Raw genomic sequence first — 14418 nt, 5'->3', positions numbered from 1 at the left:
AGCGGGACGCATGTCCGGCGGCGTGACGCCGCCTCGAAGATCGGGCGAAACCCGCCCTCGGCGTTCAATTCGGACGCTTCCGCTCGTTCGCACTCGAACCCGATGCTTGACCGCTGGTCGACGTTCCACTATCGTCCTGATTGTAATTGTAATTACGATTCCAGTAAGGATGGACGATGAGGTCCGACCGTTCGACACTGCGCAGCGAATTGACCGCCGCGAGCGTCGCCGACTACCTGCGATCACGCGGGGTGATCGACGGCGAAGCAACGGCTCGCGAGCTGGCCGGGGGGATTTCCAACATCGTGCTTCGGGTCGATGGCCCCGCACCAGGATTCGTCGTCAAGCAGGCGCTGGAGGTCCTCCGCGTCCAACAGCGGTGGGAGTTCGATCGAGCGCGCATCTTCACCGAGCGCCGCTGCATGGAGGTGCTCGCGCAGTTGCTCGGACCGGACGACGTCCCTTCCGTCGTCGACCACGACGATGAAGCTTTCGCTTTCACCATGACCGCCGCACCCGAGAGCGGCATGACGTGGAAGTCGGAGCTTCTCCGCGGGGAAGTGCGCCTCGGTGTCGCAGAACGCGTCGGCCGGCTCCTGGGGCAGCTCCAAGCGCGCAGCGCCGGCGACGCGCTGATCGCCGACGAGTTCGACAATCTCATGCCGCTCGAGCAGGGCCGCATCGAGCCGTACCACCTCTCGGCTGCGCGCTTTCACGCAGACCTCGAGGATGCCATCGCCGCAGACATCCAGCGGCTCCGCACCAACCGCAGGGTGCTGGTCCTCGGTGACTACTCGCCCAAGAACATTCTCGTCTTCCCGAGTGACCAGGTGATCCTCCTCGACTTCGAAGTCGCTCACTGGGGCGACCCTGCGTTCGATCCCGCGTTCGCTCTGACGCACCTCGTCCTGAAGGAGGTGCGCCGACCCGAGACAGCGCCGGAGTATCGCGCAGCCCGGCACGCCCTGTGGAACGCATACGAAGCGGCGGGTGGGCTGGCATCGATCCAGGACGTCGCCTCCGAGATGGCCGTGCTGATGCTCTGCCGGGTCGACGGCAAGTCTCCGGCGGAATACCTGCTCGCCGAGAAGAGAGCTTTCGTGCGCGCTCAGTCGCGTCGCCTGATCCGAACGCCCGACAAGACGCTGGCCGACTTCGACGATCTCGCCGATCGCTGGCGACTGGAGAACATATGACCCGTATCACCGGCATCCGTGCCCGCGAGATCCTCGATTCGCGAGGCCGCCCCACTGTCCAGGCCGACGTCGCGCTCGACTCCGGTCGAGTCGCCACCGCCAGCGTTCCCTCCGGTGCTTCCACCGGTCGACACGAGGCCGTCGAACTGCGCGACGGTGACAGCGGCAGATTCGGCGGCCGCGGCGTCCTCGAGGCTGTGCGCAACGTCAACGAGATCATCGCTCCCGCCCTCGTCGGCCTGTCGCCGGAGATCTCGGCAGTGGACCAGCGCATGCGCGAGCTCGACGGTACCGACGACAAGTCGGCTCTCGGTGCGAATGCGATCCTCGCCGTCTCCCTCGCCACAGCACGCGCGCAGGCGATTAGTTCGGGCCGCAGTCTGTGGCAGGTGTTCGCCGGCGAGAGCATCCCGGACCTGCCACTGCCGATGGTGAACATCCTCAGCGGTGGCCTGCACGCGGGTCGGCAGATCGACTTCCAGGACTTCCTGGTGGTGCCGGTGGGCGCTGCCGACTACCCCGAGGCGCTGGAGTGGGTCGTCGCCGTGCACGAGGCCATGGGAACCGCTTTGACGACCCGTGGACTGTCGACTCTCCGCGCCGACGAAGGCGGCTACGGGCCGAGCATCGGTGGCTCCGAAGAGGCGCTGGAGCTCATGGACGAGGCGGTCGCCCGTGCCGGTCTCGAGCCGGGCTCCCAGATCGTCTATGCGATCGATGTGGCCGCCACGCACTTCTTCGACCCTGCCGAGGAGATCTATCGCGTGGCCGGCGCAGAGCTCACATCCGAGGAGATGGTGGAGATGCTGGCCGACCTCACCGACCGATTCGCCATCGCCTCGCTCGAGGACGGGCTCGCAGAGGACGACTGGTCGGGGTGGCGACGGCTGCAGGCACGGCTGGGCGGTCGCGTGCAGATCATCGGCGACGACCACTTCACGACGAATCCGCAGAGAGTCGGGCGCGGCATCGCCGAAGCGACCGCGAACGCGGTGCTCGTGAAGATGAATCAGATCGGCACGATCAGCGAGACTCTCGACGTCATCAGCCAAGCTCGGAAAGCCGGGTGGCGGACGGTCGTCTCCGCGCGATCCGGAGAGACGGAGGACGCCGCTTTGGCCGACCTCGCATTCGGCACGGGTGCCGGTCAGATCAAGGTCGGTTCCGTCACACAGTCGGAGCGGCTGGCGAAGTACAACCGTCTGCTCGTCCTCCAGGATCGGCTGGGGGAGCGTGCCTCTCTTTCGCGTGCTCTCGGGCCGGTCGGAGAGGGCAACCGATGAGCACCGTCCTCGTCACCGATTACACGTGGGACTCTCTGGAGATCGAGCGTCGAGAACTGGCTCGCGTCGGAGCGTCACTCGTGGTGGCCCCGGACGCCGAGGAAGCGACGCTCGAAGAACTCGTCATCGAAGCAGACGCGATCCTGACGTGCTTCGGGCGTGTCACACCGGCCGTGCTGCGCGCCGGCAGACGACTTCGGGTGGTCGGCCGATACGGCATCGGGACCGACAACATCGCCGTCGAGACGGCGACGGAGATGGGGATTCCGGTCACCAACGTCCCGGACTACTGCGTCGACGAAGTCGCGGAGCACACGATGGCTCTGGCGTTCGGTCTTGCCCGGAGCGTCACGACCTTCGATCGCAACATCCGCGAAGGGCGCTGGGATCTCGGTCGCGGGCGCCCGATCCGGCGAATGCGAGGTCAGACTCTCGGGCTCCTCGGACTCGGCTCGATCGGACGAGCTGTAGCCGAGCGGGCGGTCGCGCTCGGTCTTCATGTGATCGCGCACGTGCGTTCGGGCGTGCCTGCCGACCTCGAAGCCCTCGGTGTGGAAAACGTCTCGATGCGCGAGCTCGCAGCACGCTCGGACATCCTCTCCCTGCACGTTCCGCTCACCGACGCCACCCGCCACATCGTCGACCGGTCGATGCTCGGCGCGATGAAGGAGACGGCGTTCCTGATCAACACCGCCAGGGGCGGCGTGATCGATCAGGAGGCACTGGTCGAGGCCCTCGACGGGGGAATCATCGCGGGCGCCGGGCTTGACGTCTTCACCCCGGAGCACCTCGATCCCGGCCACCCCCTCTTCGCACACCCGCGCGTCATCGCCACCCCTCACGTGGCGTTCTATTCCGAGGAGTCGGTCGCAGAGCTGGCATCCAGAGCAGCGGCGAACGTCGCGACGGTGCTCTCCGGTTGGCGCGCACACGACACCGTCAATCCGTCGGTCTACGACGGCACACGCTGGACACGTCGAACGGAGCCGACACGATGACTTTCGGACTCGGCACTTTCGCCCGCCTGGACGATGTGTTCCCCGGCCTCCTGGTCGATGATCGGGTGATCGACCTCCGCCGTGCGCTCGACAGGGAAGACCTCACCACCCTCGATCTTCTGCGCGACTGGGACCGCACCCTGCCGCTGCTGCGCTCCATCGCCGAATCGGACAGCCCCGCGATCGAGACGACCGACGTCCGACCGCTGTCGCCGGTGCAGCCGTCCGGACAGATCATCTGCACGGGGGCGAACTATACGAAGCACGTCACGCAGATCGTCTACACGATGACCAAGAACCAGGGTGACGCGCGAACAGATGAAGAGCTGAGGGAGTTCGCCGCAGCGACGGCGCGCGCCCGACGGGATGACCCGCCCTTCTTCTTCGTCGGACTGCCCTCCGCGCTCGCGGGCGCGCGAGATGACGTCGTCCTGTGGGGCCCCCACGAGCAGCACGACTGGGAACTCGAGCTCGCCGTCGTCATCGGGCGTCGAACTCACCGCGTGCCGGTCGAGAAGGCCATGGACGCGATCGCCGGCTACACGATCAGCAACGACATCACCGTGCGCGATGCGATGTTCCGCCGCGACATCCCCATGACGGACTTCCTGCATTCGAAGAACCGACCGACGTACTTCCCGACCGGTCCGGTCATCGTGCCGACCGAATTCGTCCCCGACCCGTCCCGGCTGCGCATCCGGTTGTCGGTCAACGGCGAGCTGATGCAGGACGAGCTGGTTTCGGACATCATCCAGGGCATCCCGGAACTCGTCAGCGCCGCCTCCCACGTCACCGTGCTCTCGCCCGGCGACATGATCCTGACCGGCTCGCCCGCCGGAAACGCGGGCCATCACGGTAATCGCTGGCTTCGACCCGGCGACCTCATCGAGTCCTCGATCACCGGCCTCGGGACTCAGCGCAACCTCTGCGTCGCTCCCGTCGCCGACGACGATTTCGCTCCGACCACCACCCTCGCCTGAGAACACCCACGCCTGAAGGAGGCACACCATGTCAGAAGTGCTGCTGTCGCAGCTCGCCCACGTCGAGCTGTTCAGCCCGAAGCCGGAAGAGACGGTCAACTGGATGAAGGAGGTGCTCGGCCTCGAAGAGACCACACGGGAAGGCCAGTCGGTCTACCTGCGCGGCTGGGCGGAATGGCTCCACTCCAGTCTCATCGTCACGGAAGCACCGGAGCCCGGCATCGGTCGCATCGGGTGGCGGACCTACGGACCCGGCGACGCGGAGATCATCGCGAAGCGCCTCGACGGCACGGAGGAGGAAGTCGGCTGGGTCGATGACTGGACCGGTCACGGTGCCACCTACCAGTACCGCTCGCCCCACGGGCGTCACCTCCACGAGGTGTTCTGGGACGTCGACCTCTACCAGGCTCCCGAGGACAAGTTCGATCCCGCGATGCCGAACCGCCCCCAGAAGTACGTCAACCGCGGAGCCGGTGCACGGTATCTCGACCACATCACCTTCCCCTCGCCGAACATGAAGGGCGACATCGACTTCTACAAGCAGTTCGGCGCGCGCCACACGGCCCAGACCGAAGTCGAGCCGGGATTCACGGTCTTCTCCACGCTGACGTGCAACGGCATCCGCTCCACTCACGACGTGGCGATCGTTCCCGACTTCAGCGGGATGACCGGTCGTGCCCACCACCTCGCGTTCCGGGTCGACCAGCGTCTGGACGTCGAGCGCGCCGCCGAGGCGTTCATCGCCGCGGGCACTCCCATCGAGTTCGGCCCCGGTGTGCACGGCATCGACGAGATCACGTACCTGTACGTGCGCGAGCCGGGCGGCTTCCGCATCGAGATCAACGCCGGAGGATGGGTCAACACCATGCCGGATTGGGAGACGCGCACGTATCAGGCTGCCGGCGGCAATCCCGGACAGAGCATCTACCGCAACATCGAGGCGCCCGACGGGTTCTACACCGCCTGGCCCTTGCCGCCGGAGGAGGCCGCCGACAAGGAGCAGGCGGCGATCCGCGATGAGAAGGTCGCCGCCTTCAGCGGTCAGAAGGCATCGCCCGAGGGGTTCATCGACGGCTGAGCGACAGCGAGCCGACCCGGAGGGCGTGCGCGGCGGCGCGCGTCACGCACGCTCTTCACCCACATGACAGAACTCCCGCGTTCAAAGGAGAACAACAGATGACAACGCGCAACAGCGGTCGCGTGGCCGTGATCGGCGCTGGGCCTGGCGGTATGGCGACCGCTCTGGCCCTCCGTCAGAAGGGGTTTGACGTCTCGCTGTACGAGCGTTACCAGCACACCCGTCCGATCGGAAGCATCCTCAACCTGTGGCCTCCGCCCCTGAAGGCTCTCGACATCATCGGGGTGGACATCGACGGGCTGGGCGCGGCCTGCAACTCGGAGTTCCGCCGAATCGACGGCAGACGGCGCGCGATCGTTCACATCCCACCGTCCGTCAAAGAGGAGTGGGGCGGCGGCTTCCTCGGCTGCCTGCGCTCAGACCTGTACCAGCGGATGTTCGACGCGCTTCCCGACGGCATCTACCACCCGAACAAGCTTCTCACCGGCCTCAGCGATCGACGGTCGGATGTGTCGCTGTCGTTCGAAGGCGGCGATGAGGAGATCTTCGACTTCGTCGTCGGGGCTGACGGCATCCGCTCGGAGGTGCGACGCGTCCTGTGGGGCGACGAACCGTTGCGCGAGCACAACCTGCATGTGATCGGCGGCTATGTCTTCGGCACCAGGGAGAAGGACGACGAGCTCGCGGTGATCAGCCACGACCGTACGCTGCAGGCGAGCTGGACACCCATCCAGTACGGCGACAAGATCGGCCACGAGTGGTGGGTGCTGGAAGCCTGGACGCCCGGCACGAGGACGCCCCGGCCCCTGAAGGCGTATGTGGAATCAAAGATCCGCGACAACTGGGATCCGAAGATGGTCGCCATGATCTCCCGCACGCCCGAGGAGAACATCTCTGAGTGGGAGATCCGCGACCGTCCCCCACTGGCGAAGTGGTCGAAAGGCCGGGCGACGCTCGTCGGAGATGCCGCCCACCCGACCTCGCCGTACGCCGCCTACGGTGCCGGGATGGCGATCGAGGACGGCTACTTCCTGAGCCGCGCGCTTGAGGGCGTCGATTTCAGCGACGCCCACGATCTGGCCGCACGGCTGGAGGGTTATGAGCAACTGCGTCGCCCGCACACCGCGCGTGTCACGGAGATGGCCTTCCAGCTCGGGAAGATGTTCCACCACATGCCGGCCCCTCTGCGTCCGATCCGCGACTTCGTTCTCGACCACACGCCGATGCTGCAGAAGCAGGTAGGCGACACCAACCCAGAGCAGATCCTCGCGCAGCTCGCGCAGATCACCGACTGAAAGGCGCCTCTCATGGCGAATCGAGTCTCAGGCCCGGCAACCGCCGCCGCTGTCGAACTCGTGAGTGACTACTCGCTCGAGATGACGGGCAAGGACATCCCCGGCCTGACCGACGCGAAGGACAGCATCCCGGCCGGCACGCGGATCAACGTGACCTTCCTCGGCAACGAGGACCTCGAGATGCGGGTCGCCGCCGCTGCGGCCGTGCGGGAGATGGGCTTCATCCCGGTCCCCCACATCTCCGCCCGCCGCCTGTGCTCCCGCGCCCAGCTCGAGGAGTTCCTCGGCCGCCTGCGGGATGTCGGTGCGACCGACAGCGTCTTCGTGGTCGGTGGCGACCCGGCCACCCCGGAGGGTCCGTACGAGGACTCGTACGACGTCATCCGCACGGGTCTGCTGCTGGACTACGGCGTGAAGGACGTCGCGATCGCGGGCTACCCTGAGGGTCACCCCGACATCTCCGACGAGGTGCTCTGGCGGGCGCTCGAGGACAAGTCGGCGTCCTTGTCCCAGCAGGGGCTGGGCGCGACGATCCTGACCCAGTTCTCGTTCGACACCGATCCGGTGATCGACTGGATCCAGCAGGTGCGCTCGCGCGGCATCGACAGCACGATCCGCATCGGCACGCCCGGTCCCGCGGGCATCAAGCGGCTGCTCGGCTTCGCCCGCCGCTTCGGGATCGGCGCGAACGCCATGATCGTCAAGAAGTATGGCTTCTCCCTCACGAACCTCATGGGCACCGCCGGACCCGACCGCTTCGTCACCGACCTGTCGGCGCTGCTGGCCGAGGACCCGAAATCCGGAGCCGTGAAGCTGCACTTCTACACCTTCGGCGGCCTGCTCGCGACAGCGGACTGGGCGGGCACGTTCTCGAGCTCGCACTCCGGGGTTGCGGAATGACCGCCGCGTTCTCCGCCCCGACGGCAGCTGCACCTGCCCGCACCGGGGGTGCGAACACCCAGGCGCTGCAGATCGAGGCAACCGCTGCCTCGCTGTCTGCCCAGCGATCGGCAGACCGTGAACATCCGCGCGACCACGCCTGCCTGATCGTCCACGGGCCCGACCAGCCCGGCATCGTCTCGGCCGTGACCGCGCTGATCACCCGCAACAACGGCAACATCGTCCAGCTCGATCAGTACTCCGATGATGCGAACGGCGGCAACTTCTTCCAGCGCGTGGTCTTCCACCGCCCCGATCTGGCCGCCACCCTGCCCGAGATCGAGGCGGACCTGACCAAGACCGTGACCGCGCTCGGGCTCGAGTGGACCCTCACCGACCAGTCGATCCCCAAGCGCATGGCGATCCTCGCCTCGACCTCGGATCACTGCCTGCTCGAGCTGCTGTGGCGGCACCGCCGCGGCGAGCTGCCCGTCACGATCCCGATGGTCATCTCCAACCACACCAACACCGCCGAGGACGTGCGCTCGTTCGGCATCCCGTTCTTCCACGTGCCCTCGCAAGGACCCGACAAGTCCGCGGCCGAGGCGAAGATCCTCGAGCTCGTGAAGGACAACGTCGACTTCATCGTCCTCGCCCGCTACATGCAGATCATTTCCGAGGACTTCCTCGACGAGGTCGGCGTGCCCGTCATCAACATCCACCACTCGTTCCTGCCCGCGTTCATCGGCGCAGCGCCCTACCGCAAGGCCAAGGAGCGGGGCGTGAAGCTCATCGGCGCCACGTCGCACTACGTGACGAAGGACCTCGACGAGGGCCCGATCATCGAGCAGGACGTCGCGCGGGTCAACCACGCGATGAGCGCTGCCGACCTGCAGAGCCGCGGCGCGTACGTCGAACGCGCCGTGCTCTCCCGCGCCGTGCAGTGGCACGCGCAGGACCGCGTCATCCGCCACGGCAACCAGACCATCGTCTTCCCCGACAGACCCTGAAAAGCGGTTGTTCCCACCCAATGTCCGGCTCACCCTAGGAGCTCAGCATGACCCGATTCCCATCCCTCGAACGCGACGTCTCGGTGACGCGCGCCATCATCCGCCTCAGCGCCGCCGCGCTGCGCTGACCATGGGTTCGTCCACGGAGATCGCGTCCACGGATCTGACGCGATCCACGCAAGCGGCGGCGGCGACGGGTCCGAGCATCCCCGGGCCCGACCCGGTCATCGATGTCCACGCCCACGCGGTGATCCCCGCGGCGTTCGCGCTGGTCGGCGACGATCCGGCTGCTCGTGATCATCAGAGTCGCGAAGAAAACAACTTCGGTGCTGAGGCATCGGCGGTCAACCAAGCGGTGATCAAGACACTCGGTCCGAAACTGGTCGACGTAGAGCTGCGGCTCTCCTTGATGGACCAGGCAGGCATCGACCACCAGCTCGTCAGCCCCTCGCCCGTGCATTACTACGAGTGGGCCGACGAGGACAAGGCGATCCTGCTCAGTCGCGCCGTGAACGACGGCATGGCGCAGCTCGTCTCGGCTGAGCCACGACGATTGACAGGTCTCGGTGTGGTTCCGCTCAGGTATCCCGACCGCGCGGTCCAGGAACTGCGCCGCGCGGTCGAGGAGCTGGAGCTGGCGGGCGTGGAGATTCCGACGACGGGAGGAGACTTCGAGCTCTCGTCCCCCCTCCTCGATCCGTTCTGGCAAGAAGCCGAGGATCTCGGGGCGCTCATCTTCCTCCACCCCTGGGGCTGCACACTGGGAACGCGCCTGGACCGCTATTACCTCGCCAACACGGTCGGTCAACCCGTCGAGACAGCCGTCGCGCTGTCGCACCTGATCTTCTCCGGCGTGCTTGATCGGCACCCTCGCCTGAAGATCCTGGCGGCGCACGGCGGGGGCTACCTCCCCACGTACATCGGCCGTTCCGACCACGCTTGGCACGTCCGCCCCGACGCGCGCACGTGCACGCGTCGCCCGAGCGACTATCTTCGCGACATCTACTACGACTCCCTCGTGTACGACTCCGACGCGTTGCACACGTTGCTGGATCGGGTGGGTCCGGAGCGCGTCCTGATGGGTTCGGACTACCCGTTCGACATGGGGGTCGACGATCCGGTGAGTCGCATCGATGCTGCCGCGCTGACGCCTGAGATCGCGCGTGACATCAAAGGTCGCACGGCAGCCGGCTTGCTGCGCCGCCGCCCCGCGTCGATGCACCGGCCCCGTCAAGCGCCCACCGCCGATCAAGGAGCCTCGTATGCCGAACCCCGATGACCTGCCCGCGCTCGACCGGCGCGATCCCGAATCCGCGATCGCAGACGCTGCTCGCCGCTTCTCGAACTGGGGAAAATGGGGCGAGCAGGATGCGGTCGGGACGATGAATTACATCACCGACGACCACCGTGCACGAGCGGCGGCGCTGGCGAAGACGGGCAAGACCTTCTCGCTCTCGCTGCTGTTCGATGCCGACGGCCCGCAGACGGGTTGGCGAGGCCGCATCAATCCGGTGCACACGATGACGGCGACCGGGGTCGATGCCGTGCACGTCGGACAGGGCTTCCCGCACGGTATCGGAGGCGCGGATGACTTCATCACGATGCCGTTGCAGGCCGGAACCCAGTGGGATGGGCTGGGTCATATCTTCGATCGCGGTATGGCGTGGAACGGTCGCGACGCGGCGAAGGTCGTCACGAGCGACGGTGATCAGGTGACGGGGATTGAGCACCAGGCAGCGAGGATCGTCGCTCGTGGGGTGCTGCTCGATGTCGGCAGACGCTTCGGAGATGACGGTGAACTTCCCGACGGCTTCGCCATCATGCAAGCCCATCTCGAGCAGACCATCGAGGCTCAAGGCCCCACGGCCGAGGTCAGGGGCGGTGACATCGTCCTGGTGCGCACCGGTCGGCTCGCGCGCGCGCGGCGTGAAGGCTGGAACGGCTATGCGGGTGGACCGGCCGCCGGATTGTCGTTCACGACCGCCGGCTGGCTCTTCCGCACGGAGATTGCAGCGATCGCGACGGACACGTGGGGTTTCGAGGTGAGGCCGAACGAGTTCGACGACGCCTTCCAGCCGCTGCACCAGATCGTCATCCCGAACCTGGGCCTGACAGTGGGAGAGATGTGGGATCTCGACAGTCTTGCCGAGGACTGCGCAGCAGACGGCACATACGAGTTCTTCCTCGTCGCCGCGCCGATCCCGTTCACGAAGGCCGTCGGTGCGCCGGTCAACCCGATCGCGGTGAAGTGAGGGTGCGCGCATGAAGATCGCACGGTGGATCTACGACGGCGTGCGCGAGGACGGATTCGTGGACGGCGAAGCCCTCATCCCGTTCGCCGACGGTGCGCAGGTGAAGGATCTCCTCGACGCCGGACTGTCTGCGACGCTGGAGATCGAAGATCGCAGTCGCGTCGCGTCGGCACCACGTGCGGCCGCGGACCTGCGGCTGCTGCCGCCGCTCGAGCCGCCCTCGGTCCGCGATTTCGCGGTCTTCGAACAGCATGTCGAAGGGATGGTGCGCGGCAACTCCGGCGTGCGCGAAGCCGACGTGCCGGATGCCTTCTACGAGCAGCCGGTGTTCTACTTCACCAACCCGCACTCGATCATCGGCGATCGCGACGTCGTCCGTCGTCCTGCCGGGACGGAGAGGCTCGACTTCGAGCTCGAACTCGCCGCCGTGATCGGTGCGGTGCCCGAGTCGGCGGGGCGCGATCTCGATGTGGCGACGGCGGCGAGCCACATCTTCGGCTACACCATCATGAACGACTGGTCCGCCCGCGATCTCCAATCCCGCGAGATGCGGATGAGCCTCGGACCGTGCAAGGGGAAGGACTTCGCGACCACACTCGGCCCGGTGCTCGTCACGGCCGACGAGCTGTCGGACTTCATCGACCCCGACGGATTCCTCGATCTCACGGGATCGGTGAGCGTGAACGGCGAGATCCTGGGTACCGACACCTTCGCCAACATGTCATGGAGCTTTCCGGCGCTCGTCGCGTTCGCGAGCCGAGACTCGTGGGTCAAGCCGGGCGACGTCCTCGGGTCGGGCACGATGGGCAACGGATGTCTGGCCGAAGCGTGGGGCCGACGCGGCCTCGTCGATCCTCCACCGCTCGCCGATGGTGACATCGTCACGCTGTCGATCGAGCACCTCGGTGCCCTCACGAACACCGTGACGCCGAGCGTGGCGGTGCCGCCGCTGATGCCCGGCGCCCGTGACCGGAGAGGATGGCGGCGGCGAACGGCCGCTGCCGGCTGAGCGCGATGCGGGTCGCTAGGCGTGAGTGCGACCGCTCGCACGAACCGTCGGCGGCGCAGCCGCCGTCACGAGCCGAAGAGATAGAGGACGCTCATCCGGCTCAACTCGCTCAGCAGCGACTCGCGCGAGAGCGATCGATCGGATTCGAACTGCTCCCCGCGACTGATACGGCGGGCGATGGTGTCGTAGAGGATGCGGAACACCATGTCGATCGCCAACTCCGGGTCGGGATGCGTCACCTCGGCCCGGACGCGATCCAGCGCGGCGCGGAAACGGGCGCCGACCTTCTGCGACTGCTCGGCGCCCTGATTCCAGACCATGGTGTCCGCGGGGCCGATCGACATGAAGACCGACAGGATGTCGGCGTTGCGCAGCATCAATTGACCGATGCCGGTGATGAGCGCCGTGACATGCGCGGGCGACGGCAGGTCGGCACTCATCACCGCCTCGATCACCGCGGTCTCTTCGGTCTCGATCCGTTGCATCTCGCGCGCGTGGATGGCGAGGATGAGGGCATCTCGGCTCGGGGCGCGAAGGTAGATGGATCCGATGCCGACCCCGGCCCGCTCGCTGACCGTCTGCATACTGAAGCCGGCATTGCCCACTTCACGAAGGAGGTCGGCGCCGGCCACCAGGACGCGTTCGAACGATTCCTGACTTCGTCGTTGACGTGGCGGCCGGATGTCTCCCGGACCCGCGACCTGCTCGCCCGCGCTGATCTGCGAAACAGCGGCCTTCGTCGCTTCGGCCATGACCACCTCCTGCATCGACCTCACACCAGTCTGGCGCGGACGTCGCGGTTGACCGAACAATGCTCGACTATTACCTTACAGATTGAAATCCAAAATCCATATTCAAATAATCACGTCACTGACATCGATATGGATCCTCGCTCCGCTCTCCGAGCCGCGATGGACAATCCTCGCGGTGCCTGGGACGACGCTCCCATCACCTCTGGGGATCGGGTGAGGCGCAGTGATCGTGATGCGATGTCGGCGGTGCGGCCGATGAGCAAGGAGATGAGATGACGTACGACATCGCGTCGATGCGAGCCACCCCGGTGGGGTACGCGTGGAGCCGATTCGGCGAGCCCGAGTACACCGACTGGATGGACGAGAACCTGTCGTGGAAGCAGACGTGCTACATCGGGGACTGGTCGTTCCTCTGGCAGCACCGCCTCACCGGACCGGGCGCACTGCAACTGATCAGCGACTTCACCGTCAACACGATGGCGAACTTCAAGATCGGTCAATCGAAACACGCCATCCATACCAATGCCGACGGCAAGGTGATCCACGAAGGCGTCCTCACCAGGTTCGGAGACGAGGAGTTCGTGGTTCATGGTCGAGGAGGATTCTGGCTCGCTCACCATGCCGGCGGGTACGACGTCAACGTCGCCAAAGAGGACTGGTTCATCTATCAGGTGTCCGGACCCCTTTCGATCGGTCTGCTGCAGAAGCTCGATCCGTCCGCTGACCTGCTCGCCACGCGGTACATGCATGTCACACCTCTCACCGTCGCGGGCCACCGCATCCATGCGTTGCGGCAGGGGATGAGCGGGGAGCTGGGATTCGAGCTTCAGGGTCCGGCAGAGATCGGCGCGGACGTGTACGCCGCCGTTCTGGAGGCGGGTGCCGATCTGGGGATCCGCCGGATGGGCGGCCGCGTGGCTCCGACCAACCATCTGGAGGCCGGATACCCGACGATCGCCACCGACTACATCCCGGCAATCTTCGACGATGCGGACTACCTTGCCTTCTTCATGGCGAACATGCCCGCCTACGCCCTGCCGGCGTACATCGCGGGCAGCTACCCCGGGGGGCGAATCGAGGACTACTACCGAAGCCCGGTCGAACTCGGGTGGGGTCGCGTCGTCAACGGCGATCACGATTTCCTCGGCCGCGAGGCGCTCCTGGCTGAAAAGGCTGCGCCGCGCCGCGTTCTGCGGACTCTGGAATGGGATGCCCGCGACGTCGCGGATGTGCTGAGCTCGCTCGTGATCGACGAGGACCACTACACGTTCATGGAGCTGCCGCGCGACCAGCGCGGATTCATGTGGGCGGATCGGGTAGAGATCGATGGCCGGATCGTCGGAGTCGCGACGTCTCGTGGCTTCAGCTATTGGTTCAGGAAGACCCTGTCCCTGGCGACGTTGGATCTCGACATCGCCGATGTCGGGACGACGCTCGACGTCATCTGGGGCAACCCCGGCGATCGCGAGAAGAGCGTTCGAGCGAGGGTGGCACCGTCGCCGTACAAGGAGCCGCGCGGTCGTGGCGATCTGCGCGACGCCGTCGGCGCGCGGCCCGCCTAGTCCCTCCCGCGCGCCTCTCTCGTGCGTGCCCGATGTCACCCAAAAGACCTTGACATCACTTCCCTCCGGCGACATGATATTTCTGAACTGGAATTACTGTTCAAATAACCGCGCTCCATCGATC

Annotated in this window: 13 protein-coding genes; 12 read left to right on the top strand and 1 reads right to left on the bottom strand. The window is 66.3% G+C overall.

Annotated features, from left to right (window positions below; all coding sequences use genetic code 11):
- Nucleotides 1–209: 209 nt before the first annotated feature.
- From ACFVSU_RS07405 to ACFVSU_RS07355, 11 genes are all read left to right on the top strand, one after another.
- Nucleotides 210–1196, top strand: coding sequence for a phosphotransferase family protein (locus ACFVSU_RS07405; RefSeq protein ID WP_387140226.1), 987 nt, complete (start codon nt 210–212; stop codon nt 1194–1196).
- Nucleotides 1193–2479 carry a phosphopyruvate hydratase gene (gene eno, locus ACFVSU_RS07400; RefSeq protein ID WP_387140223.1) on the top strand — a complete coding sequence of 429 codons (1287 nt, stop codon included), beginning with the start codon at nt 1193–1195 and terminating at the stop codon, nt 2477–2479. Before ACFVSU_RS07405 ends, eno begins: the two co-directional genes overlap by 4 nt.
- Nucleotides 2476–3477, top strand: a complete 1002-nt coding sequence (locus ACFVSU_RS07395) for a C-terminal binding protein (RefSeq protein ID WP_387140220.1) — start codon at nt 2476–2478, stop codon at nt 3475–3477. Before eno ends, ACFVSU_RS07395 begins: the two co-directional genes overlap by 4 nt.
- Nucleotides 3474–4457: a fumarylacetoacetate hydrolase family protein gene (locus tag ACFVSU_RS07390; RefSeq protein WP_387140217.1), complete on the top strand. Its 984-nt coding sequence runs from the start codon at nt 3474–3476 to the stop codon at nt 4455–4457. Before ACFVSU_RS07395 ends, ACFVSU_RS07390 begins: the two co-directional genes overlap by 4 nt.
- Before the next feature lie 28 nt (nt 4458–4485).
- Nucleotides 4486–5535 carry a VOC family protein gene (locus ACFVSU_RS07385; RefSeq protein WP_387140214.1) on the top strand — a complete coding sequence of 350 codons (1050 nt, stop codon included), beginning with the start codon at nt 4486–4488 and terminating at the stop codon, nt 5533–5535.
- Nucleotides 5536–5633: 98 nt separating this feature from the next.
- On the top strand, nt 5634–6830 hold the full coding sequence (locus tag ACFVSU_RS07380) for an FAD-dependent oxidoreductase (RefSeq protein WP_387140211.1): 1197 nt from the start codon (nt 5634–5636) through the stop codon (nt 6828–6830).
- A gap of 12 nt (nt 6831–6842) precedes the next feature.
- On the top strand, nt 6843–7730 hold the full coding sequence (locus tag ACFVSU_RS07375; protein ID WP_387140208.1) for a methylenetetrahydrofolate reductase: 888 nt from the start codon (nt 6843–6845) through the stop codon (nt 7728–7730).
- Nucleotides 7727–8719, top strand: a complete 993-nt coding sequence (purU, locus tag ACFVSU_RS07370; RefSeq protein ID WP_387140205.1) for a formyltetrahydrofolate deformylase — start codon at nt 7727–7729, stop codon at nt 8717–8719. The genes ACFVSU_RS07375 and purU overlap by 4 nt, the downstream gene beginning before the upstream one ends.
- A gap of 247 nt (nt 8720–8966) precedes the next feature.
- The gene (locus ACFVSU_RS07365) at nt 8967–9998 is read left to right on the top strand and encodes an amidohydrolase family protein (RefSeq protein ID WP_387140201.1); all 1032 of its coding nucleotides are present in this window, start codon (nt 8967–8969) and stop codon (nt 9996–9998) included.
- Nucleotides 9982–10971, top strand: coding sequence for a cyclase family protein (locus tag ACFVSU_RS07360; RefSeq protein ID WP_387141282.1), 990 nt, complete (start codon nt 9982–9984; stop codon nt 10969–10971). Before ACFVSU_RS07365 ends, ACFVSU_RS07360 begins: the two co-directional genes overlap by 17 nt.
- 10 nt (nt 10972–10981) lie before the next feature.
- Nucleotides 10982–11980 carry a fumarylacetoacetate hydrolase family protein gene (locus ACFVSU_RS07355; protein ID WP_387140197.1) on the top strand — a complete coding sequence of 333 codons (999 nt, stop codon included), beginning with the start codon at nt 10982–10984 and terminating at the stop codon, nt 11978–11980.
- Between the two features lie 65 nt (nt 11981–12045).
- On the opposite strand, the gene ACFVSU_RS07350 is transcribed toward ACFVSU_RS07355, so the two are convergent.
- Entirely contained in the window at nt 12046–12732 is a 687-nt protein-coding gene (locus ACFVSU_RS07350; protein ID WP_387140194.1) for a TetR/AcrR family transcriptional regulator, read from the bottom strand.
- A gap of 272 nt (nt 12733–13004) precedes the next feature.
- Between ACFVSU_RS07350 and ACFVSU_RS07345 the strand changes: the two genes are divergently transcribed.
- Nucleotides 13005–14294, top strand: coding sequence for a hypothetical protein (locus ACFVSU_RS07345; RefSeq protein WP_387140191.1), 1290 nt, complete (start codon nt 13005–13007; stop codon nt 14292–14294).
- Nucleotides 14295–14418: the final 124 nt, after the last annotated feature.

Origin of the sequence: Microbacterium sp. NPDC058062 (genome assembly GCF_042885375.1) — a bacterium.
Taxonomy (GTDB): domain Bacteria; phylum Actinomycetota; class Actinomycetes; order Actinomycetales; family Microbacteriaceae; genus Microbacterium; species Microbacterium trichothecenolyticum_C.
This window is presented reverse-complemented; position numbering and strand designations above follow the sequence as displayed.

Excerpts from the sequence above, each read along its gene's own strand:
- eno (WP_387140223.1), top strand. The coding sequence starts at position 1,193 with ATGACCCGTATCACCGGCATCCGTGCCCGCGAGATCCTCGATTCGCGA.
- ACFVSU_RS07395 (WP_387140220.1), top strand. The coding sequence starts at position 2,476 with ATGAGCACCGTCCTCGTCACCGATTACACGTGGGACTCTCTGGAGATC.
- ACFVSU_RS07390 (WP_387140217.1), top strand. The coding sequence starts at position 3,474 with ATGACTTTCGGACTCGGCACTTTCGCCCGCCTGGACGATGTGTTCCCC.
- ACFVSU_RS07385 (WP_387140214.1), top strand. The coding sequence starts at position 4,486 with ATGTCAGAAGTGCTGCTGTCGCAGCTCGCCCACGTCGAGCTGTTCAGC.
- ACFVSU_RS07380 (WP_387140211.1), top strand. The coding sequence starts at position 5,634 with ATGACAACGCGCAACAGCGGTCGCGTGGCCGTGATCGGCGCTGGGCCT.
- ACFVSU_RS07375 (WP_387140208.1), top strand. The coding sequence starts at position 6,843 with ATGGCGAATCGAGTCTCAGGCCCGGCAACCGCCGCCGCTGTCGAACTC.
- purU (WP_387140205.1), top strand. The coding sequence starts at position 7,727 with ATGACCGCCGCGTTCTCCGCCCCGACGGCAGCTGCACCTGCCCGCACC.
- ACFVSU_RS07360 (WP_387141282.1), top strand. The coding sequence starts at position 9,982 with ATGCCGAACCCCGATGACCTGCCCGCGCTCGACCGGCGCGATCCCGAA.
- ACFVSU_RS07355 (WP_387140197.1), top strand. The coding sequence starts at position 10,982 with ATGAAGATCGCACGGTGGATCTACGACGGCGTGCGCGAGGACGGATTC.
- ACFVSU_RS07350 (WP_387140194.1), bottom strand. The coding sequence starts at position 12,732 with ATGGCCGAAGCGACGAAGGCCGCTGTTTCGCAGATCAGCGCGGGCGAG.
- ACFVSU_RS07345 (WP_387140191.1), top strand. The coding sequence starts at position 13,005 with ATGACGTACGACATCGCGTCGATGCGAGCCACCCCGGTGGGGTACGCG.